Origin of the sequence: [Clostridium] celerecrescens 18A (assembly GCF_002797975.1) — a bacterium.
GTDB lineage: Bacteria > Bacillota > Clostridia > Lachnospirales > Lachnospiraceae > Lacrimispora > Lacrimispora celerecrescens.
Genome location: NZ_PGET01000001.1, coordinates 3,329,592 through 3,351,343 on the forward strand (window position 1 = coordinate 3,329,592; position 21,752 = coordinate 3,351,343).

17 protein-coding genes are annotated in these 21,752 nt (G+C 45.1%); 3 read left to right on the forward strand and 14 right to left on the reverse strand.

What is annotated here, in order from left to right; translation table 11 throughout:
• Positions 1–188: 188 nt before the first annotated feature.
• The 13 genes from H171_RS15140 to H171_RS15200 form a co-directional block, all read right to left on the reverse strand.
• The gene (locus H171_RS15140; RefSeq protein ID WP_100305902.1) at positions 189–1,967 is read right to left on the reverse strand and encodes an ABC transporter ATP-binding protein; all 1,779 of its coding nucleotides are present in this window, start codon (positions 1,965–1,967) and stop codon (positions 189–191) included.
• 8 nt (positions 1,968–1,975) lie between these two features.
• Positions 1,976–3,223: a hypothetical protein gene (locus tag H171_RS15145; RefSeq protein WP_100305903.1), complete on the reverse strand. Its 1,248-nt coding sequence runs from the start codon at positions 3,221–3,223 to the stop codon at positions 1,976–1,978.
• A gap of 203 nt (positions 3,224–3,426) precedes the next feature.
• On the reverse strand, positions 3,427–4,965 hold the full coding sequence (gene gpmI, locus H171_RS15150) for a 2,3-bisphosphoglycerate-independent phosphoglycerate mutase (RefSeq protein WP_100305904.1): 1,539 nt from the start codon (positions 4,963–4,965) through the stop codon (positions 3,427–3,429).
• A 248-nt stretch (positions 4,966–5,213) separates the two neighbouring features.
• A complete protein-coding gene (gene tpiA, locus H171_RS24595) occupies positions 5,214–5,966 on the reverse strand; it encodes a triose-phosphate isomerase (protein WP_100305905.1) in 753 nt (250 codons plus the stop codon).
• Positions 5,967–6,071: 105 nt separating this feature from the next.
• Positions 6,072–7,283 (reverse strand): phosphoglycerate kinase, encoded by a 1,212-nt coding sequence (locus tag H171_RS24600; RefSeq protein ID WP_100305906.1) that lies wholly within the window; start codon positions 7,281–7,283, stop codon positions 6,072–6,074.
• Positions 7,284–7,419: 136 nt separating this feature from the next.
• Positions 7,420–8,451: a type I glyceraldehyde-3-phosphate dehydrogenase gene (gene gap / locus H171_RS15165; RefSeq protein WP_054791531.1), complete on the reverse strand. Its 1,032-nt coding sequence runs from the start codon at positions 8,449–8,451 to the stop codon at positions 7,420–7,422.
• 120 nt (positions 8,452–8,571) lie between these two features.
• Positions 8,572–10,242, reverse strand: coding sequence for a Na/Pi cotransporter family protein (locus tag H171_RS15170; protein WP_100305907.1), 1,671 nt, complete (start codon positions 10,240–10,242; stop codon positions 8,572–8,574).
• 224 nt (positions 10,243–10,466) lie between these two features.
• Positions 10,467–10,994 carry a GNAT family N-acetyltransferase gene (locus tag H171_RS15175; RefSeq protein ID WP_100305908.1) on the reverse strand — a complete coding sequence of 176 codons (528 nt, stop codon included), beginning with the start codon at positions 10,992–10,994 and terminating at the stop codon, positions 10,467–10,469.
• Between the two features lie 118 nt (positions 10,995–11,112).
• Positions 11,113–11,934 (reverse strand): carbohydrate ABC transporter permease, encoded by an 822-nt coding sequence (locus tag H171_RS15180; RefSeq protein ID WP_100305909.1) that lies wholly within the window; start codon positions 11,932–11,934, stop codon positions 11,113–11,115.
• 16 nt (positions 11,935–11,950) lie between these two features.
• Complete coding sequence (locus H171_RS15185) at positions 11,951–12,844, reverse strand: carbohydrate ABC transporter permease (protein WP_100305910.1); 894 nt, start codon at positions 12,842–12,844, stop codon at positions 11,951–11,953.
• 68 nt (positions 12,845–12,912) lie between these two features.
• Positions 12,913–14,238 (reverse strand): ABC transporter substrate-binding protein, encoded by a 1,326-nt coding sequence (locus H171_RS15190; RefSeq protein ID WP_100305911.1) that lies wholly within the window; start codon positions 14,236–14,238, stop codon positions 12,913–12,915.
• A 202-nt stretch (positions 14,239–14,440) separates the two neighbouring features.
• A complete protein-coding gene (locus tag H171_RS15195) occupies positions 14,441–15,910 on the reverse strand; it encodes a response regulator (protein ID WP_100305912.1) in 1,470 nt (489 codons plus the stop codon).
• Complete coding sequence (locus H171_RS15200; RefSeq protein ID WP_166433628.1) at positions 15,882–17,621, reverse strand: cache domain-containing sensor histidine kinase; 1,740 nt, start codon at positions 17,619–17,621, stop codon at positions 15,882–15,884. Before H171_RS15200 ends, H171_RS15195 begins: the two co-directional genes overlap by 29 nt.
• A 262-nt stretch (positions 17,622–17,883) precedes the next feature.
• Between H171_RS15200 and H171_RS15205 the strand changes: the two genes are divergently transcribed.
• The 3 genes from H171_RS15205 to sdaAA are packed head-to-tail and all read left to right on the forward strand — an operon-like array spanning position 17,884 to position 20,271.
• A complete protein-coding gene (locus H171_RS15205; protein ID WP_100305914.1) occupies positions 17,884–18,681 on the forward strand; it encodes a histidinol-phosphatase HisJ family protein in 798 nt (265 codons plus the stop codon).
• A 38-nt stretch (positions 18,682–18,719) separates the two neighbouring features.
• Positions 18,720–19,379: an L-serine ammonia-lyase, iron-sulfur-dependent subunit beta gene (gene sdaAB / locus H171_RS15210; protein ID WP_100305915.1), complete on the forward strand. Its 660-nt coding sequence runs from the start codon at positions 18,720–18,722 to the stop codon at positions 19,377–19,379.
• Between the two features lie 13 nt (positions 19,380–19,392).
• Positions 19,393–20,271 carry an L-serine ammonia-lyase, iron-sulfur-dependent, subunit alpha gene (gene sdaAA / locus H171_RS15215; protein WP_100305916.1) on the forward strand — a complete coding sequence of 293 codons (879 nt, stop codon included), beginning with the start codon at positions 19,393–19,395 and terminating at the stop codon, positions 20,269–20,271.
• Positions 20,272–20,334: 63 nt separating this feature from the next.
• On the opposite strand, the gene argH is transcribed toward sdaAA, so the two are convergent.
• Positions 20,335–21,717, reverse strand: coding sequence for an argininosuccinate lyase (gene argH / locus H171_RS15220; protein ID WP_100305917.1), 1,383 nt, complete (start codon positions 21,715–21,717; stop codon positions 20,335–20,337).
• Positions 21,718–21,752 lie beyond the last annotated feature (35 nt).

The window sequence follows — 21,752 nt, forward strand, 5'->3', positions numbered from 1 at the left end:
TCTGTTCTCCTTCATTTCCGTAAGCAATGAGCCAGGCGCCGGAATGCTTGCATTGATGCATCTGGCGAATGCTGCGAGGGTCAAAAAGTTCTCAGCTTGCTGGGACTTTTTGACTTCCGTAAGCAATGAGCCGGGCGCCGGAATGCTGCGAGGATCAATTCCCCCATAGCCTGCTGCACGGTATTTGACTACCTTGTCAGGGCAGCCTGTTCTTCTTCACCTGCAGACGTATAAAGCTGATAATACATTCCCCGCTTTAAAAGCAGCTCCTCATGATTTCCCTCTTCCACAATATTACTGTCAGAAAGCACCAGTATCCTGTCCGCATTCTGAATCGTAGTAAGTCGGTGGGCAATGGTCAGAGTGGTTCGGCCTACTGCCAGACGTTCCAGGGACTGGGAAACCACATGCTCGCTTTCGTTATCAAGAGCAGAGGTGGCTTCATCAAGAATCAGCACCTGAGGATTTTTAAGAAATACTCTGGCAATGCTGATGCGCTGCTTTTGTCCCCCTGAAAGCTTTACCCCCCGTTCTCCCACATAAGTACTGTAGCCATCCTTAAGTCCTGTTATGAATTCGTGAGCTCCGGCCAGCTTTGCAGCCTGGATCACTTCCTCCTTGGAAGCTCCGGGGTGGCCGTATTCAATATTTTCAAAAACCGTTCCCGAAAACAGATACACATCCTGCTGCACCACACCTACGGTGCTTCTTAAGCTTTCTAAGGTCACATTCCTGATATCCTGGCCGTCAATGAGGATCTCACCCTCTGTCGGATCATAGAAGCGGGGGATCAGGTTGCACATCGTGGTCTTTCCGCCTCCGGAAGGTCCCACAAGAGCCACCTTTTCTCCCTTTTTGATATCAAGGTTTATGCTGCTCAGCACCGGATTATGGTCATCCGGGTATTCAAAGGAAACCTGATGAAAGGTAATATTTCCTTTTACATCGTGAAGAGGCTTTGCTCCTTCTTCATCAAAGATATCGATACTGGCATCCATTAACTCCATAAAACGTTCGACTCCGGTTATTCCTCTCTGGAACTGTTCCGCAAATTCTATGATTCTGCGGATAGTTGCCAGCAGTGTGGTCACATACAGGGTGTAAGCCACCAGATCCCCGGGCTCGATCAGTCCCTGAATCATGAATATGCCGCCTGCAACGATGACCACCACATACATCAGACCGTCAAACAACCGGATGGTATTCTGGAAAGCAGCCATGTACTTATAGGTTTTCCGTTTAATCTCCAGGAATTCCAGATTATCCCGGTTAAATTTTTCAATCTCAATCTTTTCGTTGGCAAATGCCCGGACTACCCGGTTTCCAAGAAGGCTGTCCTCGATCCTGGCGTTCAGCTCCCCGATATGGTTCCTTTGATGTTTAAACGCCTTTCTCACCTGTAAGTTAAAGTAGGTACATGATACCGCCATAACCGGAATCAGGAGGAAAATAATAAGCGTCAGGGGGAGATTGATTCCCGCTAGTACAATAAAAGATACCACCGTCTTTAAGAAGGCGATGAAAAATTCCTCCGGACAGTGGTGGGCAAACTCCGTCACGTCAAATAAGTCGCTGGTGATCCGGGACATGATCTGCCCAACCTTTGTATTGTTAAAATAATTATCCGACAGCTTCTGCAGATGTGCAAATGCATCCTGCCTCATATCAGTCTCAATTGCTGCTCCCATAACATGGCCAGTGTAAGCCATATAGAAGCTGGCCAATCCGTCTATGATCCTGAGACCAAAATAAAGGGCACCGATCCCGATGATCGTACGAATTGTAAGGGACGTTATGTCTCTTAATCCCTGATTGGTAATATAACGTAAGATCAAAGGCAATACCATCTCACAGATGGTGGTAAGCGATGCACAGAATAAATCCATGGCCATAACTTTGGTATATTTTTTATAGTAGGGCACAAAGCGTTTTAACAATGTGCCCGTTTTCATCTCATTTTGTTTCATATAATCCTCTACTCTGTAATCTTAATATTTTTAATAAGCCCCAAAGCCCAATCCCTTTCCCCCGGCTTTCTGCTTATAATATTAATGTTCATACGCTGCTCCTTGTAAAGCACCTGTGCGGACATCCCATAAAGGACTTCCCCTTCCTTCTCCTCCGGTTCATAAAAAGCAACCCGTGCTTTGGCCTTTTCTACGTCAAAATCCACGATTTCCGGCCCTTTCCCCTGCTCAAACCACTGCTTCTTAAACTCAGCTTTACGCCCTTCAAAAACTGCTGCATAGATGTAATAATCATGGCCTCCATACCCTTTTCCGTCATAGTAATGGTCCATGCTGCCGCTATTTGACTCATCATAAAGAAAATTTCCCGGAATCCCAAAGCTCATATTGCCGATCTTCCGGTAAACCAGATGCCTTCTGCATCCAATGGAAACCTCCTCCGGCAAAGCTGCCACGCCTTCTAAATCCACAGGAATATGACCGTCAAGGCTGCATACCTCCAAATACTCCTTCTTGGGGAAGGGAAGCCTGCGGTCCATGGAAAGCGACGTTTCAAGGAACTCGATAATTTGCTGGTTTACCTGCTCATCCTGCCTGCTGCGGGCCGAAGGCATGAAATAACAGAACTGGTGAAGAAGGACCATGGCGCTGTTTCTGTAATAATAAGCATCCATTTCCAATTCATTCCATACAAAAAAATCCCTGGCAAATGCAACGCCTATACCAGAATGCATCATCCCTTTTATCTCTTTAAAAGAAAATGACCGAATATGGGTGACCAGTTTCCCCTCCTGACGATCCGGTATATAATAGACCGCAGGCCAGCAAAACATGTATTCCCCATCCCCGCTCCATCCGGATACCAGCTTCATAAGATCAGAAAACCACTGGTAAAAGTACTTCTGTCTCATGGCAAGAAAGTCCCTTTTTATATAATATCCGGTCCTGTCCTCGAGCCTGAGCCTAAGCTTTTCTTTTTTTGCCAGCCGCTCCAGAAAATCGATGGCTGCCGCATGGAATCCAGGGCCGGCAATGTTCGTCTGGCTCTCTCCTTGAAGTTTGCTTTTGCTCCACTTAAACCAGACATAGCCTTCCTGGCATAGCTGTACAATCAAAAATCCTTCGATCCGTAAACAGCGGTACCCCATTTCCTTTGCCAGCTCCTTTGCCATACCTTCCGCTGACTGGCCATTCCAGACCATTCCTGAAAATATTTTTTTCTTTGGCTCCAAAGAAAATCTGATTCGAATACTCATCTGAAACCCTTCCTAAGATATCTTTCTCTATTCTATCTTATTTTCATTAGAAATGGAAGCATAAAAAAAATATGGACGAATTTAATTTGTAGTTTACATAAAGAAAGCCTGCTGCCGCCGGATAGGAACGGTTAATTCGTATATAAAAATGAGGGCTGCCCAGTATAATCACTGGAAAGCCCTTATTTTTGGCATAATTAAACTCATTTCACGAGTAATGATTTTCCTGTCATCTCTTTTGGCTGTTTTAATCCCATGAGTTCAATCAGAGTAGGAGCGATATCTGCCAGGCAGCCGCCTTCTCTTAACTTATAAGCTGGGTCAGCATTTACCAGAACAAACGGAACCGGATTGGTGGTATGGGCGGTAAATGGTTCTCCTGTCTCATAATCCAAAAGCTGTTCTGCATTTCCATGATCAGCGCAGATGAACAGAATTCCATCCGTTTCCTTGATCGCCTCAACAGTTCTTCCTACACAAGTGTCCACGGTTTCAATCGCCTTAATGGCTGCGTCTTCGATCCCTGTATGGCCAACCATATCAGGGTTTGCAAAGTTTATGATTACACAATCATATTTTCCGGATTTGATTGCCTCTACCAGCTTATCGCATACAATGGGAGCGCTCATCTCAGGCTGCAGGTCATAGGTGGCAACCTTTGGAGAAGGAATCAGGATCCTGTCCTCTCCCTTATTCGGCTCTTCCACTCCGCCGTTAAAGAAAAAGGTTACATGTGCATACTTTTCAGTTTCAGCAATTCTGGCCTGTGTCATGTTATTCTGAGCCAAAAATTCGCCAAAGGTATTTGTAATGGATTCTTTCTTGAATGCAACCAGCTTGTTTTTAATGGTTTCATCGTAATCCGTAAAGCATACATAAGTCAGGTTCAGGCGCTTTTCTCTTGGAAATCCCTTAAACTCATCATCACAGAATGCCCTGGTTATTTCTCTTGCCCGGTCAGGACGGAAGTTAAAGAAGATCACGGAATCGCCGTCTTTCACCGTAGCTAATGCTTTTCCATCTTCTGTCACAACAAATGGCTCCACAAATTCATCGTTAACCCCTTTGTCATAGGAAGCCTGGATTCCGGCAGCTGCCGATTCCGCAAGGTTTCCTTCTCCCTTTGTCAGGGCATTGTATGCCCGTTCCACACGGTCCCAGCGGTTATCTCTGTCCATTGCATAGTAGCGGCCCATGACCGATGCAACTTTACCCACACCGATCTCCTTCATCTTTGCTTCTAATGCTTCCACAAAGCTCTTTCCGGAAGCCGGAGGTGTGTCACGTCCATCTAAGAAGCAATGAACATAGACCTTATCAAGGCCGTTTCTCTTTGCCAGTTCTAATAGGCCGTAAATATGGGTGTTGTGGCTGTGAACTCCACCGTCGGATACCAGGCCCCACATATGAAGGGCTGTTCCGGTTTTCTTACAGTTTTCCACTGCCTGTAAAAATTCTGCCACCTCAAAAAAGTCACCGTCTTCTATAGACTTTGTAATCCTGGTAAGCTCCTGATATACTATACGGCCTGCGCCCATATTTAAATGCCCTACTTCTGAGTTTCCCATCTGTCCGTCAGGAAGGCCTACTGCCAGTCCGCTGGCATTCCCTTTCACAAATGGGTACTGGCTCATAAGCTGATCCATGATCGGGGTCTTGCCTTCACAAACAGCGTTATGGTCGCAGTTATCATTTAATCCATAACCATCAAGTATCATTAATACAATCGGTTTTCTGCTCATAACTAGTTCTCCTTTTTCTCTTCTTTGTTCTATTGTAATAGAAGCATCTTACATCTATATCGCTATGCCTCATTAGTGTGGGAAATCTTAAAGAAATCATTGTCTCACAGTATTTATTTTACATGATTTGCCCATTTCTTGCAACCGGTGAATGATGAAATAATAACCCGACTCCGGTACCCGCCTTTACTATGAGGAAAAAGCTGCCTTCCCCACCATTTAAGGAAGGGGCAGCAGCTTTTACCCACTTATTTATTGTAATTTACGATCTTTCCAAACTCTGGTTTTAAGGAAGCACCGCCAACCAGGCCGCCGTCAATATCAGGCTGTGCAAATAACTCCGGTGCACTTGCTGCAGATACGGAACCGCCGTACTGGATGCGGATGGCTTCAGCGGTTGCTTCGTCGTAGATTTCAGCGATGCATTTACGGATTGCGCCGCAAACCTCCTGCGCCTGCTCGGTTGTTGCAACTTTTCCTGTACCGATGGCCCAGATCGGCTCATAAGCGATAACCGCATTAGCCGCATTCTCTGCCGGTATATTTAAGAAAGCGATCTTAATCTGCTGGCGGATCCAGTCAAGAGTGATTCCCTGTTCTCTCTGGGTCAGTGTTTCTCCGCAGCAAACAATGGGTGTGATGCCGTATTCAAAGGCTTTTAAAACCTTTTTGTTTACAGTTTCATCTGATTCCGCAAAGTATTCCCTTCTTTCGGAATGGCCGATTACCACGTATTTCACACCTGCATCTTTTAACATGGCAGGAGAAATCTCTCCGGTATAGGCTCCTTTATCCTCATAGTACATATTTTCAGCACCGATGTGGATATTGGTTCCCTTAGCAGCTTCCATTGCCGGTATAATGTCAATAGCCGGAACACAGAAAATAACGTCTACCTCATCATTTGCCACCAGAGGCTTTAATGTATTCACCAGTTCAACCGCTTCGGTTGGGGTCATATTCATCTTCCAGTTACCTGCAATAATTTTCTTTCTGGACATAGTATCAACCTTCCTTTATGTTTGTCATTCGGGAGACCGGGATCTCCTGCTTGCAAGACCCGGACAGTCATTCTTTGTCCGGGCCGGTATCGTAAGTCGAATTTCTTATTTATTATCTGCTGCAGCGACTCCTGGCAGTTCCTTGCCTTCCAGGAATTCCAGAGAAGCCCCTCCGCCTGTAGAGATATGGGTCATCTTGTCAGCAAAACCAAGTCTCTTAACCGCATTTACGGAGTCACCGCCTCCGATTACCGTAGTAGCATCAGAAAGCTCTGCAACTGCACGGCATACCTCTAAAGTACCTTCCGCAAAATTAGAGAATTCAAATACGCCCATCGGTCCGTTCCATACAACAGTCTTGGCGCCTTTTAAAGCATCCTTGAAAAGTTCAATGGATTTTGGTCCGATATCAAATCCTGACCAGCCTGGATCAATCTCGCTTACTACCTTTCTTTCTGTATCATTAGAAAACTCCCTGCCTTCTAAGTTATCTACAGGAAGCAGCAGCTTTACGCCCTTATCCTCTGCCTTTTTAATCATCTCTAAGGCATAGTCAAGCTTATCTTCCTCACATAAGGAATTTCCGATTTCCTTGCCCTGAGCCTTTGCAAAGGTATAAGCCATGCCGCCGCCGATGATCAGAGTATCAACCTTATCAAGCAGGTTATTGATTACGTTGATCTTATCGGAAACCTTTGCTCCACCCAGGATTGCCACGAAAGGACGTACTGGATTCTCAACTGCCTGGCCCAGGAATTTGATTTCCTTTTCCATCAGATAACCAACTACATTGGTTGTTGTGTATTTGGTTACACCTACATTGGAGCAGTGAGCCCTGTGAGCGGTACCGAATGCGTCGTTTACGAAAATGCCGTCGCAAAGGGAAGCCAGCTCTTTTGCATACTCATCTGCGCTCTCATCCTTGCCGTACTTAGTCTCTTCCACTCTGTAACGGGTGTTCTGAAGCAGCAGAACTTCTCCATCCTTTAATTCATCAGCGATCTTTTTTGTCTCAGGACCTGTTACCTTCGGATCGTTTACAAATTTAACTTCTACCCCAAGTCTTTCGCTTAAAGCGGGAGCAACCGGTTCCAAAGACATCTCAGGAAGAGGCTCGCCCTTCGGCTTTCCTAAATGGGAACAAAGAATCACTCTTGCGCCCTGGTCCAATAATTTCTTAATTGTAGGAACAGCTCCGTCAATACGGTTGAAGTTCTGAATCACTCCATCCTTTAACGGCACGTTAAAATCACATCTCACTAAAACTTTCTTACCCTGTAATCCGGTTAAATCATCAACTGTTTTCTTATTAAGCATATTTCAATGCTCCTTTCCTATTTTTTTGCCCATACTTTCCGGGCATAAAGGGATACCTGTAAGGTGTTTCCTTTATTCTTCAATATTTATAAAAATAAAAGGCCCGGTCCATAACGACCGGACCCTTTGTGGATCATTAGCCTAATTCAGCAAAGTACTTAATTGTACGAACCATCTGGCTTGTATAGGAGTTCTCGTTGTCATACCATGAAACAACCTGAACCTGATATAAATCATCGCCAATCTTGGAAACCATGGTCTGAGTAGAATCGAATAAAGAACCAAATCTCATACCAACAACATCAGAGGAAACGATTTCATCTGTATTGTATCCGAAGGAATCGCTTGCTGCTGCCTTCATAGCTGCGTTAATGCCTTCCTTGGTTACATCTGCACCCTTAACAACTGCTGTTAAGATGGTAGTGGAGCCTGTTGGAACCGGAACACGCTGTGCGGAACCGATTAACTTGCCGTTTAATTCCGGAATAACCAGACCGATTGCCTTTGCAGCACCGGTGGAGTTTGGAACGATGTTGGCAGCGCCTGCTCTTGCTCTTCTTAAATCACCTTTTCTGTGAGGTCCGTCAAGGATCATCTGATCGCCTGTGTAAGCATGAATTGTGCTCATGATACCGGACTGGATCGGTGCATAATCGTTAAGAGTCTTAGCCATAGGAGCCAGGCAGTTTGTTGTACAGGAAGCAGCTGAGATGATCTTGTCATCTGCTGTTAATACATTCTCATTAACGCTGTAAACAACGGTTGGAAGATCGTTTCCTGCCGGAGCGGAGATAACAACCTTCTTAGCGCCTGCATCAATGTGAGCCTGAGCTTTGTCCTTGGAGCAGTAGAATCCTGTACACTCAAGAACTACATCAACGCCGATCTCTCCCCATGGAAGTTCAGCAGCTTTTGCCTGAGCATAAATTTTAATAGTCTTACCATCTACAGTAATGGAGTCCTCGGAAGCTTCTACCGTGTGAATACCCTCACCATAGTATCCAGCGTATCCGCCCTGAGCAGTGTCATATTTTAATAAATGTGCTAACATCTTTGGATCTGTTAAATCGTTAATAGCTACTACTTCATAGCCCTCTGCGCCAAACATCTGTCTGAATGCAAGACGGCCAATACGGCCGAAACCATTAATCGCCACTTTTACTGCCATAATTCAATTCCTCCTAAGAATAAAATTAAATTTGATTGTTAAATATTAATCAACTACCCTTTATTTTACCTAATATTCCACTAAATAGCAAGTCCTTTTTTAATTTTAATCCTGACCTGCCTAAATCTCATTCTTCACATAGCTGGCCAGATTGTAGGAATGGTCAGAAATACGTTCCAGATTGCTGATAAGCTCCAGGAACACAACACCTGCCGATGGTTTGCACCCGCCTGAAGAAAGACGTTCAATATGCTTTTCCCTCAGCTCCTCTTCAAGAAGGTCTACTTCATCCTCCCATTTGCTTACCTTACGGACATCTTCCATGTCTCCTTTTCTTCTGGCTTCTATGGAATGGAAAAAGGAATTGTAAGCCGCCTGACAGATAATCTCAAGATCAGAAGCACCGGTGTCAGAGAAAGTGATTTCATGCTGAATCATATATTCTGCCTGCTCCACCAGGTTTTCTGCGTGATCTCCTACCCGTTCTATATCATTGATGCTGTAAAATAAGTTGTTGATTACCAATTTTTGTTCCTCTGTTAAGGACAGATTGTCGATTTTGACCAGATATTCCATCAACATCTTTTCCATATTATTGATCGTCTTTTCTGTTTTATACACTTCTTTTACTTTATCCGCATTTTTCGTGAGGACTGCCTCCATGGCAAGCTTCACATTTTCCAAAGTAATCTGTCCCATATGTACCACCTCCATGGAGGCTGTTTCTACTGCAAAAGCGGGAGACTCAAAGATTCTCTCATCCAGGTGCTTCATGGTTACAGCTTCTTCTCCCGCCGTCTCTACATCATCGGTTCCTCTTTCCGGAACAACAAATCCGGATAGGTTCACCAGCTGTTTCGCAAACGGGAACAGGGTGAGTGTATTGGTCAGGTTAAAGAACGTATGGAATATGGAAATCTGTACTGCAGTGATGTTATGGGCCGCCAAAGCCGGGGTGACCATAAAAAGGACAAAAGAACCGATGCCAAAAATAAGAGCTCCCAGCACATTAAAGGACAAATGTATCACTGCTGCCCGCTTTGCAGTCCTGGATCCGCCAATACTGGAAATGAGAGCAGTTACGCAGGAACCGATGTTCTGGCCGAGAGTGATAAATATAGCTGCATTGGTAGTAACTACACCGTTCATGGCAAGGGTCTGAAGGATTCCTACCGATGCGGAAGAGCTTTGAAGAAGAGCCGTTACTAAGGCGCCGATCAGCATGCCCAGCAAAGGATTTCTTCCTAAAAGCCGGAATGCCTCTGAAAAAATAGGGGCATCGGTATAGGGAGAAATTGCTCCTGACATAAAATCCAGACCAACAAACAGCATGCCAAGGCCCACCAGGATCTCTCCTATGGTTTTCATCCTTTGTTTATTGCCAAACAGCAGAAGAACCGCACCGATTCCAATAAAGAGAGGGGCCCAAAAGGAGGGCTGCAATATGGAAAAGGCATCTCCCAGCTGATTCATGGATACGATCCAGGCCGTAATGGTGGTACCAATGTTAGCTCCCATGATAACGCCGACCGCCTGGGTCAAGTTAAGCACCCCGGCGCTTACAAAACCGACCACCATGACTGTGGTCGCTCCGCTGCTCTGGATAATTGCTGTGATAAGTGCGCCCAGAAGCACCGCTAAGAAACGGTTGTTTGTAAGCATTCCCAAAAAACGGCTCATTCTGCTTCCTGCGCTCTTCTGCATGCCGTCTGCCATGGTATTCATGCCATAGAGGAACATTCCCAGTCCCCCCATAAATCCAAACAGACTCGATATGTCATTTACAGACATGTAGTACCTCCTTATAAACACTGATTATGTTTTTATTCCAGTGCGCCTCCCTCTTTCCAGATGACACACAGTTTAAAATATAACATAGGCGGAATTGCTTTTTCAATGTTTTTTAAAAATTATGTAAAATTTTGGTGAAATTTAGGTAAAACTATTACCCTCATGCAAATAAAAAACCGCCCTGCTGTTGGAAAATCAGCGGGCAGTTCTTACCATGGTGAAATTTACAGTAGTTTTTCATATAGTTTAAAACAATGCAATCCATAATTACCAAGTCCCAAATCTACAGTATCCACATACTTAAATCCACATTTTTCATACAGCCTAACAGCAGGTAAGTTCTTTTCATAAACATCAAGGCGGATCGCTTTTGCGTGTTCTTTCATCCCATGTTGAACTGCAAAATCCATCAATGCCATGCCAACTCCATTTTTGAGATACTCAGGATGAACAGCAAATGTATAAATCACAAATATATCGGAATAGTCAGCATCTATTCCCCAGTGCACCTTATGATATGCAGACTCCGGCTCATGACTTAATATCAATGAACCAACGATCTTTCCTGCATCCTTTGCAACATAAAGATTGTCATTAGCAACACCGGTCACTGCATCTTCACGGGCTGGATATATGCCTTTCCTCCAGCCGGGATAGTTTATGCCAGCCTCCAGATAATCATTCAGATCGTCATAGAGCTGCTCAAGTTGGTCAATGTCGTATCTTGTTCCCTTCTCAATAATAATGTTCATATGTACCTGTCACCTTTCAGAATATTACAACTGGCAGGAATGCAGGAGCAAACTGTATTCATAGCTTTATAGTATCAGCTCCAATAAACCTCTTCCTCTTTTATCAAGCATAATTTTATCATCCTTTCACCGCACCTGCAACCAGGCTATCCTGAATCTGATTGCTCAACATAAAATAGATAACAATGGTGGGCAGAGTTGCAATGACCATGCCCGCTCCGATCAGGCCCCAGTCAGTGGAATATTGACCTGCAAAGGACATAATTCCCACGGGCAAGGTCCGGTACCGGTCGCTGTCCACAAAGGTATTGGCTAACATCAGCTCATTCCAGGTTCCTAAAAATGTAAAGATTGATGCGGTGGCAATCGCCGGCTTGATGATGGGAAGTATGATGGTTGCAAAGCACCGGAAAATCCCGCAGCCATCCATACAGGCTGCCTCTTCTATTTCTATGGGGATGCCTTTGTAAAATCCGATTAAGATCATGATGCTCATGGGAAGAGCTCCCGCAATATAAGGAATAAGAAGTCCTAAGTATCCGCCCTTTAATCCGGTTTTATCAAGGACCTGAAAGAGGGGCAGCAGAGCGGCCTGGGCCGGAATCATAATTCCCAATGCGAAAATTCCAAATACCAGGGATTTAAGCTTCCATTTCATTCTGGCTATGGCGTAAGCAGCCATGGCAGATAACATTCCAGCAACGGCCACGGTTGCCATGGAATAGAATACGGAGTTTAAAAAGTACCGGATTAAGTTTGTCTGGGTAAATGCATTTCCGTAATTTTCCCATCTCCAGATCTGGGGAAGCCCGATGGGGTTAACTCCAAAAATCTCACCATTGCTTTTTAAGGAAAAGGTAAAAAGCCAATACAAGGGAAAAAGCTGAGTCAGTGCAATGAGGCACAGCAGCAAAAACTTTATCTTTTTTTTCATATTCATAGGACCGCCTCCGCATTTATATGGCTGATGCATTTTCTTCCGCTTTTTTAAACAGCCTGCTCACAATAAAGGTAAACAGCAGGCATTCCACTACAATGAAAAATGCCTGTGCGCTTCCATACCCATACAGGCCTCTGCGGAATAAATTATTGTACATCAGAGTTGCAGGTACCTCACTGGCATGGTTTGGGCCGCCTCCGGTCATGACATAAATTAAGTCAAAAGCCCTTAGAGAGCCGGTAATGGAAAATATGACACAGGTCTTAATCACCGGGGCTAATAGGGGCAGGGTTATCTTTGTATTCACCTGCCACTTACTGGCACCGTCGATTTGAGCTGCCTCATAATAATCCTGGGAAATGGATTTGATCCCTGCATAAAAAATCAGCATATGATAGCCGATGTACTGCCACACCGCAGGAATCAGAGTGGAGAGAAATGCAGTTTTGGGATTGGAAAGCCAGGAATAGCTGAAATCAGTGGCTCCCAGGGCACGGATCAAAAGGTTTAAAAGTCCGTATTCGCTGTTGAACATCTTCATCCAAAGCTGACCGATCACCATACTGGAAATGACCACCGGCAAAAAGTAAACGGTACGAAAGAATTTTTCGCCTTTTACTCCCCTTGCCAGGACCATAGCCAGAAAAAGGGAGATGGGCAGCTGAATGAGTAAGGATGCGCCCACTAAAAGAAAGGAATTTAAAACGGCCTTCACAAAGTGGCGGTCCTCTACGAATAACCTTATGTAATTCCCAAGACCAATAAACTTCATTTTTCCCATGCCATCGTACTGGAATAGGCTGTAGGCTCCGGAAATAAAAAGGGGTATCACACTAAAGCTGATAAACAGAATGAGCGCAGGCAGTACAAAACAGGCCACAAAGCTCTTTTTTCCCAACATATTATTCATGGACAATCTCCCTTGGGCAAAAAATGGGTATCGCCTGTTTCTGTAAGCGATACCCCCTTTGCTCTTACTTACTTATTAATAGCTGCTTCATGTTCCTTTATAAACTCACCCGTATCGGCACCTGGAGCGAACAGGGTCTGCACCTGTTCATTATGAATGGTGGCAGGTTCCGCATCAAGAGATGTATCCCATGCAAGGACTGAGGTCTTTCCTTGGGATAGGAGATCTTTGATCTGTACGAAAAGAGGATTTAAGCCCTTTTCATCCACCTCTGTTTTCCATCCGCTGAAACCTGAGCCTGACTCATAAGCAGCTTCTCCCATCTTTTCGTTTATGTAAATGGTGAATTTAGCAGCTTCATCCGGATTCTTCGTGCTCTTATTTACCCAGAAGGATTCTACGAATCCGCCGCAATAATCGGTTTCATTGCCTTTGCCGGTAATCATGGGGATTTTCATTGCCACCACATCCTCCGGATTGATGGTAACAGCTTTATCTGTATAAATGCCATTTGCAAACCAGCTTCCCATAAGCCTCATGGCTGCTCTTCCGGTTCCAAAGGCTGCATTGGCATCATCATTGCCCTGCTCCAGAGGATTGGCTCCAAATGCGCCCATCTTGTATAATTCCTGGACCATATCAGCCGCTTCCGCATAGCCCTCTCCTTCAAAGGGAGCCTGGCCGGTGAGCATCTTGTTGATTCCCTCTGCCCCTACGGTCCGCAGTGCCAATGCCTGATAGATGAATGCCGCATTCCAGCCATCCTTTGCGCCAGAAGCCAGAGGGGTCACCCCATCAAGAGCTTTCAGCTTTTCAACTGCGGATACCAGTTTGTCGTAAGTATCCGGAAGCTCTGCTCCTGCCTGATCAAATAAGGCCTTATTGCAGTATAAGGTCATATACCAGGAAAAGGAGGGAAGAGAATAGGTTTTTCCATTGTATTCAAAAGCTGCCGTAGAGCCCTCCAGGAGTTTTCCCTTAACCTCATCTGTTATATAGGAATCCAGAGGAAGAAGTTTATCCGCATTGATCATCTTTCTTGCGGTTCCTGCCCCCCAGTAATAGAACACATCAATTCCCTTTGCATCTCCTGCAAACTCTGCGGAAATCTTCGTCTTATAAGCCTCCGTATCCAGAGTCTGGGTGTTGATTTCCACATTGGGGTTTTCTGCTAAATAAGCGGCAACCGACTCATCATATTTTTTCTTTAGTTCATTGGTATCATTGGACCACTGGTGCCAGACATTTAAAACGGTCTTTTCCGTCTTTCCCTCCCCTGAACTGCCGGCGTTTGTTGGGGCCGCACTGTCTTTGCTTCCACAGCCTGTCATACCTGCTGCCAGGGCTGCTGTAAGCACCACGGCCGAAACTCTCTTTAATAAACTTTTTTTCATCTCAATCTCCTCCTGGGTTTCTTTGTTTCCTTCTGATATCAGTATAGCGAAACTCTTTTTTTAACTCAATTAAATATTTTGACCCAAAAGGTTAGAAATTTTACTACCTTTGCTTAAACTCCTTAACGGTTACTCCCACATGCTTTTTAAAGCAGATGCCAAAGTAATGGGAATCCCGGAATCCTACCTTTTCTGCTATTTCTTATACTTTGTAATCCGTTGTATTAAGAAGGCGGATGCTCTCTTCAATCCTTTTTTTCAGGACATATTCTATCAGGCTCTGTCCGGCCTCTTTTTTAAAAACTCTGCTTAAGTAGCTTTCATTGGAAAAAACAGCCGATGCTACGGATTTAAGAGTAAGAGCGGGATCGCAAAAGTTTTTATCGATATATTCCAGGGCCTCGTTTGCCACCTTATTTCCCTGCTTTGATTTCTTACTGTTATGATAATTCAAAATGATATGGATGGATTCATCCAGAAACTGACGGCACTCTTCCACCGTCTGTATGGATTGTATGGATTCATACAGACGGTCTTCTCCTATGAGCTGTTCCAAGCTGACCCCATACTTATTAAGGGTGCTTCCGGCTTTAGACATCAGGTCCATAACCGTGAGTCTTAAATATTCTACTTCCGTTACCCTTGAGTTCCTGACTCCTTCCACATAATCCCCGATTGCAGCAGATACCCTGTCAGAAATTCCATTGGTCAGGGAAAAAAGGAAGTCCTCCCAGTCAAAGGTCAGCTTATCCGGATTTTTTTCCATAATATGCATATATTCTTCGTACGTGATGATCCGGTTATCCCCTAAAAGAACCGATGCACTGAGGGCATGTTCCGATTCATCAAAAGCTTCAGCAATTCCCTCATAGCTCTCATGGCTGTTGCTGATGCCAATGGTGGAATCAATGCGGTTTTCCCTCAGCCTTTGATGGATCTGCCGTGCAATTTCCCCGCTGTCCTTTACGCGTCTGGCCGTACAAAACAGGATCATATTTTTCATATAATGAAGAAAGGATATGGTTCCGTCTATGGGATCACTGCCAAGGAGTACCATAGCCCTTTTATGGAGGCTGCCGTCTGCTTCTCCTGACTGTTCCTCTTTCAAATGAATGTTTAAGCAGCAGCACCCTTCTAACAGCGCTTCGCAGCCATAGGCAAGAAGCTTTTTCACCGCTTCCTCCTCTCTGGTCCGCTTTTCCACCAGCCGCTGAAAGAAGCTTTCCATTAAAATGTCCTTGTCGGCAGACACACTCTGCTTTAACATCTCCACCTCCTTACGGTGGTCCTTTTCCTTTATGATTTTTCCCCTGATCTTAAGAGCGATTTCCTTCAGCTCATTCATATCAATGGGCTTTAACAGAAAATCCTCTACCCCCAGCTTTACCGCCCGCCTTGCGTATTCAAATTCCCGGTAACCTGTGATCATGATCACATGAATGCTTTCATCCAAAACTGAAATATGTTCCGCAAGCTCCAGACCATCCATATGGGGCATATTGATATCCGTCAAAACCAACTCCGGCTTTCTGTATTTTATAAATTCCAATGCTTCCGCACCGGAGGAAGCCTCCCCAATGACTGAAAATCCATGATCTTCCCAGGGAAATCCCCGTTTGATCAGCACCCGTTCCAATTTTTCATCATCCACAATCAGTACCTTGATCTCCATGCTCCACTCCCTTTGCTTCCATTCGTTTTACTCGTACTGCTATTTCCGTCCCATTTCCGATTTCACTATGGATAAGGACCGGCTGCCTGATCCCATGGTAGAGGGTGATCCGCTGCATCAGGTTATAAAGGCCGAATCCTGACTTACCGGTCACTGTCCTGCCTTCCATGATTTCTTCGATCTTTTCCTCGCTCATGCCGACCCCATCATCAGACACCAGAAAAATAATTTCATCCTCATCGGAAAAGGCCTTGATGGAAATGGTTCCTTTTCCTTCCCTTGGCTTAATACCATGGTGAACGGCATTCTCCACCAACGGCTGCAAAAGCAGCTTTAATATCCTGCAATCCTTCACCTCATCTTCTACATCCATCTCTACCTTTATTTCATTGTCATATCGGATATTTAAGATAGTCAAGTAGCTTTGTATGCAGCTTATTTCATCCTTTACCGTAATAAAATCCAATCCGCTGTTTAAGCTGTTCCTGTAAAAGCTTCCCAGAGCCTGAGTCATTTTAAAGCAATTATCATAATCCCGCATGAGAGCAAGAGCGGATACCGCATCAAGGGTATTGTACAGGAAATGGGGGTTAATCTGGGCCTGAAGCAGATCCAGTTCCACCTTTGCAATGATCTGCTCTTCTTCCTTCACCTTTTGGATCAGGTTTTTAATGGATCTTGCCATATGATTAAATACCCGCTTTAAATTATTGATCTCATCTTTCTGCCGGTCCACCTCCATTTCATCAAACTGACCTTTTTCCACAAGCATCATATGCTTTTCCACCTTTAACAGGGGATGGAAGATAAAACGGGTGAGCATGACCGAGCAGATGAAGACAAAAGCAACGTTCATACACATGATCAGCAGGATTACGGTGGAATAATAGGGCGCCATGGCTGTCATATTATCCAGTTGAAAGGATCCGGCCAGTTTCCAGTTTTCTATGCCGATGTCCTGAGTGATCACCAGCCGGTTTTCGCCGTTCCGCTGTCCGGGATTCCCAGGGGCCACAATGTATTCATCCTCATCACCCAGGATATAAAAATCACTGTCACTGGAATTGCTGACCCCATTAAAGTAATTGCGTATTGTCTCCTCATTGACCGTAACCAGCAGGATGGCCAAAGGCTTATATGTATTTTCATCCCGGATCTCCCGGATATAGGTAATATAAGGGGTATCTCCATAAAATTCAATGACCCCCTCGCTGCCTTTCATAAAAAAACCGTTTCCCCTGTGCTCACTTAAGTGCCGGTACCACTCAGACTCCAGAATCTTTTCTCCGTCAATACCCTTGGGTGTCTTTTTATAGGAGCTGTACACATTATGATAGGAATCCATAATTAAAACGCTGGAAATATATTCTCCTGACAGGATCATATTCACCAGACTTTGCTTGATGGTTCTCTGGATCGACGGATCAATGGCCCTGTTATCCACATTTCTTAAAGCCTCCTGAACATTTTTGTCAAAATAGATCAGGTTTGAAAACTGGGTCACATTATCAAAGATCAGGGACAAATTTCCCTTAAGGGCGCTGACCGTCTGAGTTCCTGCTCCCATAATTTCTTTTTTCGTGTAGGAGCTGTTAATAACAGATATGACCGAAAAGGTGATTACAAAGGATAATAATACGACCGTTAAATACATAATCAGGATCTTTGTCTTAATCCTCATATTCTTCCATACATCCATCAGACCAGCCATAGCAGCCTCCCCATTCATATGATTTTTCACCCTTATTCTAGCGAGTTTGGCAGGGGTTGTCAAAAGAAAGTTCGGATCATTTCATTCCGGTGGTTTTCTTAAAGTATATCCCAGGCAGACGAATTACTGAATTTAATTATTTTGCTGAAAAGGTTATTTTTTTTACTTTGTCAGATTCCTTTTGATAAAAACTCCGCTTCCCTGCGTTGCTTTTCTTCTTTAGATTGATTATAATGAATTTAATTTGTGAAAGGAGAACCCCATGCTGCCAGATTATCATTTTCATACAAACTTTTCAGGAGACTCCGAAACCCCAATGCGGGCCCAATTGGACCGGGCCATAAGCCTTGGAATGACTTCCCTCTGTGTAACGGACCACCACGATTATGACGTGGACTCAATCATCGATTTTACCCTTCAGACAGACCAGTATTTTGAAGCAATGTCTGCCTTAAGGGAAGAATACAAAGACCGGATCGACCTTCGCATAGGGATCGAACTGGGACTTCAGACCCATTTAATAGAATATTACAGGGAGTTGTTAGCAAGCTATCCCTTTGATTTTGTCATCGGCTCCACCCACTTTATTAACAGAAAAGATCCTGCTTATCCGGAGTTTTTTAAAGGAAGAGAGGAGCAGAAAGCATATCTTCAGTATTTCCAGGCCACACTGGATAATGTGAAAAATATTGATAACTATGACGTAGCAGGCCATATCGACTACATCGTCCGTTATGGCCCGAATAAAGCCCGTTACTACAGCTATGAAGCATACCGTGAAATTTTAGATGACATTTTAAGAGCGATTATTGAGCGGGGCAAAGGAATTGAATGCAACACAGCCGGTTTCCGGAAAGGGATCGGTCAGCCAAACCCATGTAATGATATTTTAAAGCGCTATAAGGAATTAGGCGGGGAGATCATAACCATCGGTTCTGACGCCCATATACCGGAAGATCTAGGGGCAGACTTTCAGACAGCGGGTGAACTTCTAAGGCAATGCGGATTTTCCTATTATACGGAGTTCCGCGGGCGAAAGCCGGAATTTAAACCCCTGTAAACAAATGAGAGAAACCATACTTGGAATGGAGAATTGCCATGAATGTATTTAATATTATCGGTCCTGTTATGATCGGACCTTCCAGCTCCCATACGGCCGGCGCTGCCCGCATCGGTAAAACGGCCGCCCTGCTTCTAGGTGCTCCTGTTGCAAAAGCAGATATCCTGTTTCACGGCTCCTTTGCAAAAACCTACAAAGGGCACGGCACGGACAAAGCCATTGTGGGGGGGATCTTAAAACTGGACCCCTGGGACCCGGGAATCCGAACAAGCCTTGATACCGCCAAGGAACAGGGGATATCCGTCACGATCCATACCGGAATCATTGAAAATGCCCATCCAAACACGGCGTTGGTCACCCTTACCTCAGATCAGGGCAGTACCATCTCCGTCCAGGGAGCATCTGTAGGAGGCGGCAACATCGTCATAAACAAGGTAAATGACATGGAAGTTTATTTTACCGGGCAGAATACCACCCTGATCGTCATGCACCAGGATGTTCCCGGAATCATTGCTCATGTGACGAACCTGGTGGCCGTGGGCAATGCCAACATCTGCAATTTCCGCTTAAACAGGCAGGAAAAACGCGGACTTGCCATCATGACCATTGAAATGGACTCTGACTTTGACCAGTCTCTGGTCTCCCAGATCCAAACCATCCCTTATGTATACAACACGATTTTGTTAAAATTAAACTGACCAGGAGGAACCTATGCAATTAAAATATAATTCCGTGGAAGAGCTTGTGGCCGCCGCTTCATCTTCCAATAAAAAAATATCGGAAATTGTGATAGAGCAGCAGGCCGAGGATATGGAGACCAGAACGGAAGATGTCTACTCCACCATGGAAAGCAGTTTTGAGGTTATGAGGCAGTCTGTGTTAAACGGCATGGATGAAGCTCTCCGTTCTTCCAGCGGACTTTCAGGAGGAGCCGCCGCCAAATTAAAAAAGGCGGTAGAGGAGGGAAAAAACCATTACGGCCATCTCCTTGGAAATGCCATCAGCATGGCTCTTGCCGTGACGGAATACAATTCCTGCATGGGTCAGATCGTGGCGGCTCCTACGGCCGGCTCATGCGGTGTCATTCCGGCAGCTCTCATTTCCGTTATGGAAGAATTTGACTTACCAAAACATGATATCATCATGTCCCTGTTCACTGCATCGGCCATTGGCATGGTCATTGCCAAATGCGCCAGCATCGCCGGAGCGGAGGGAGGGTGCCAGGCCGAGGTGGGATCCGCGTCCGCCATGGCTGCTGCAGCTCTTACGGAAATCTTTGGCGGAACGCCTCAGATGGTTTCCGACAGCTGCGCCATCGCCCTGAAAAATACCATGGGTCTTGTGTGCGACCCGGTGGCAGGTCTGGTAGAGGTTCCCTGTATTAAACGCAATGCCATGGGAGTAGCCAATGCATTTACTGCTTCGGAGCTTGCCTGTGCCGGTATCACAAGCGCCATTCCCGCAGATGAGGTGATCTTTGCCATGAAGCAGGTGGGAAACCTCATGTCCTCTTCCTTAAAGGAAACTTCAGAGGGCGGCCTTGCCGCGACCCCTACCGGCTGCCGCTTACGTAAGCAGATCTTCGGATAAGCAATGAATACCATAAAAAACCGGAAAACAGCGGCAGACTCTTCCGCTGTTTTCCGGTTTTTTCTAATAATTATATTTATCAAGCTTCTTTTTATAAATTTCAATAACTCTTTTCATTGCCTCCTGGCCAGGAGCTCCAATGGTCATTCTTTTTTCCACACAGGTTTTTAAGCTGATGGCGTCATAAATATCTTCCTCAAACACCGGGCTGATGGCCTTATATTCTTCCAGACTCATATCATCCAGGGCAATGCCCTTTTCAATGCAGAAAAGTACAAGCTGTCCAACGATTCCATGGGCATCCCGGAAGGCTACTCCATGATTTACCAGATAATCAGCCGCATCGGTTGCATTGGTAAAACCGTTTTTGGCGCTGGCTTCCATCACATCCTTTCGGAAGGTCATGGTGGAAATCATTCCTGTAAACAGGGCAAGGCAGCCTTTCACCGTGTCAATGGCATCAAAGGCCAGCTCCTTATCCTCCTGCATGTCCTTGTTGTAGGCAAGAGGTATTCCCTTCATGGTGGTCAACAGCGATACCAGGGCACCGTAAACCCTGCCGGTCTTTCCCCGGATCAGTTCCGCTATGTCCGGGTTCTTTTTCTGAGGCATGATGCTGCTTCCGGTACTGTAGGAATCATCAATTTCCACAAACCGGTATTCATTGGTATTCCAGATAATGATCTCTTCGCAGAATCTGCTTAAATGCATGGAAATGGTGGATAATGCACTTAAAAGCTCGATTAGGTAATCCCGGTCGGCCACGGAATCCATGCTGTTAAGAGTCGGCCCTGCAAATCCCAGAAGCTCTGCCGTGTATTCCCGATCCAGTGGATAAGTGGTACCAGCCAGGGCGCCAGAGCCAAGGGGACAATAGTTCATCCTCTTTTTAATGTCATGCAGGCGGGAATGATCCCTGTCAAACATTTCAAAGTAAGCCCCCAGGTGGTGAGCCAGGGTGATTGGCTGCGCTTTTTGCAGATGGGTAAATCCAGGCATGTAAGTGTCAAGATTTTCCTCCATGAGCTTTAAAAGCTCAGAGAGAAGTCCAGCCACCAAAAGGGTAAGCTCATCGATCTCATCTCTGGTATACAGCTTCATGTCAAGAGCCACCTGGTCATTGCGGCTCCGTCCGGTATGAAGGCGCTTTCCAGCCTCCCCGATCCGTTCCGTTAATACTGCTTCCACGAAAGAATGAATGTCTTCATGTTCCCCCGTTATTACCAGGGCTCCGCTTTCTAAATCCTCCCGGATCTCCATAAGGCCTTTTACGATCTTATCTTTATCTTCCTCCGTAAGAAGTCCTTGTTTTGCCAGCATCTTCACATGAGCAATGCTGCCCTCAATATCCTGATGATAGAATTTTTGATCAAATGATATAGATGCATTAAAGTTATGAACCAGCTGATTGGTTTCTTTTGTGAAGCGTCCGCCCCATAGTTTCATAATTGAGAAATCTCCTTTCCTTTGTATTGCTGCTA

Excerpts from the sequence above, each read along its gene's own strand:
- H171_RS15145 (WP_100305903.1), bottom strand. The coding sequence starts at position 3,223 with ATGAGTATTCGAATCAGATTTTCTTTGGAGCCAAAGAAAAAAATATTT.
- H171_RS15205 (WP_100305914.1), top strand. The coding sequence starts at position 17,884 with ATGCTGCCAGATTATCATTTTCATACAAACTTTTCAGGAGACTCCGAA.
- gpmI (WP_100305904.1), bottom strand. The coding sequence starts at position 4,965 with ATGAGCAGAAAACCGATTGTATTAATGATACTTGATGGTTATGGATTA.
- H171_RS15195 (WP_100305912.1), bottom strand. The coding sequence starts at position 15,910 with ATGGAGATCAAGGTACTGATTGTGGATGATGAAAAATTGGAACGGGTG.
- H171_RS15180 (WP_100305909.1), bottom strand. The coding sequence starts at position 11,934 with ATGAATATGAAAAAAAAGATAAAGTTTTTGCTGCTGTGCCTCATTGCA.
- gap (WP_054791531.1), bottom strand. The coding sequence starts at position 8,451 with ATGGCAGTAAAAGTGGCGATTAATGGTTTCGGCCGTATTGGCCGTCTT.
- H171_RS15140 (WP_100305902.1), bottom strand. The coding sequence starts at position 1,967 with ATGAAACAAAATGAGATGAAAACGGGCACATTGTTAAAACGCTTTGTG.
- H171_RS24600 (WP_100305906.1), bottom strand. The coding sequence starts at position 7,283 with ATGCTTAATAAGAAAACAGTTGATGATTTAACCGGATTACAGGGTAAG.
- sdaAB (WP_100305915.1), top strand. The coding sequence starts at position 18,720 with ATGAATGTATTTAATATTATCGGTCCTGTTATGATCGGACCTTCCAGC.
- H171_RS15190 (WP_100305911.1), bottom strand. The coding sequence starts at position 14,238 with ATGAAAAAAAGTTTATTAAAGAGAGTTTCGGCCGTGGTGCTTACAGCA.
- tpiA (WP_100305905.1), bottom strand. The coding sequence starts at position 5,966 with ATGTCCAGAAAGAAAATTATTGCAGGTAACTGGAAGATGAATATGACC.
- H171_RS15170 (WP_100305907.1), bottom strand. The coding sequence starts at position 10,242 with ATGTCTGTAAATGACATATCGAGTCTGTTTGGATTTATGGGGGGACTG.
- sdaAA (WP_100305916.1), top strand. The coding sequence starts at position 19,393 with ATGCAATTAAAATATAATTCCGTGGAAGAGCTTGTGGCCGCCGCTTCA.
- H171_RS15185 (WP_100305910.1), bottom strand. The coding sequence starts at position 12,844 with ATGAATAATATGTTGGGAAAAAAGAGCTTTGTGGCCTGTTTTGTACTG.
- H171_RS15200 (WP_166433628.1), bottom strand. The coding sequence starts at position 17,621 with ATGGCTGGTCTGATGGATGTATGGAAGAATATGAGGATTAAGACAAAG.
- argH (WP_100305917.1), bottom strand. The coding sequence starts at position 21,717 with ATGAAACTATGGGGCGGACGCTTCACAAAAGAAACCAATCAGCTGGTT.
- H171_RS15175 (WP_100305908.1), bottom strand. The coding sequence starts at position 10,994 with ATGAACATTATTATTGAGAAGGGAACAAGATACGACATTGACCAACTT.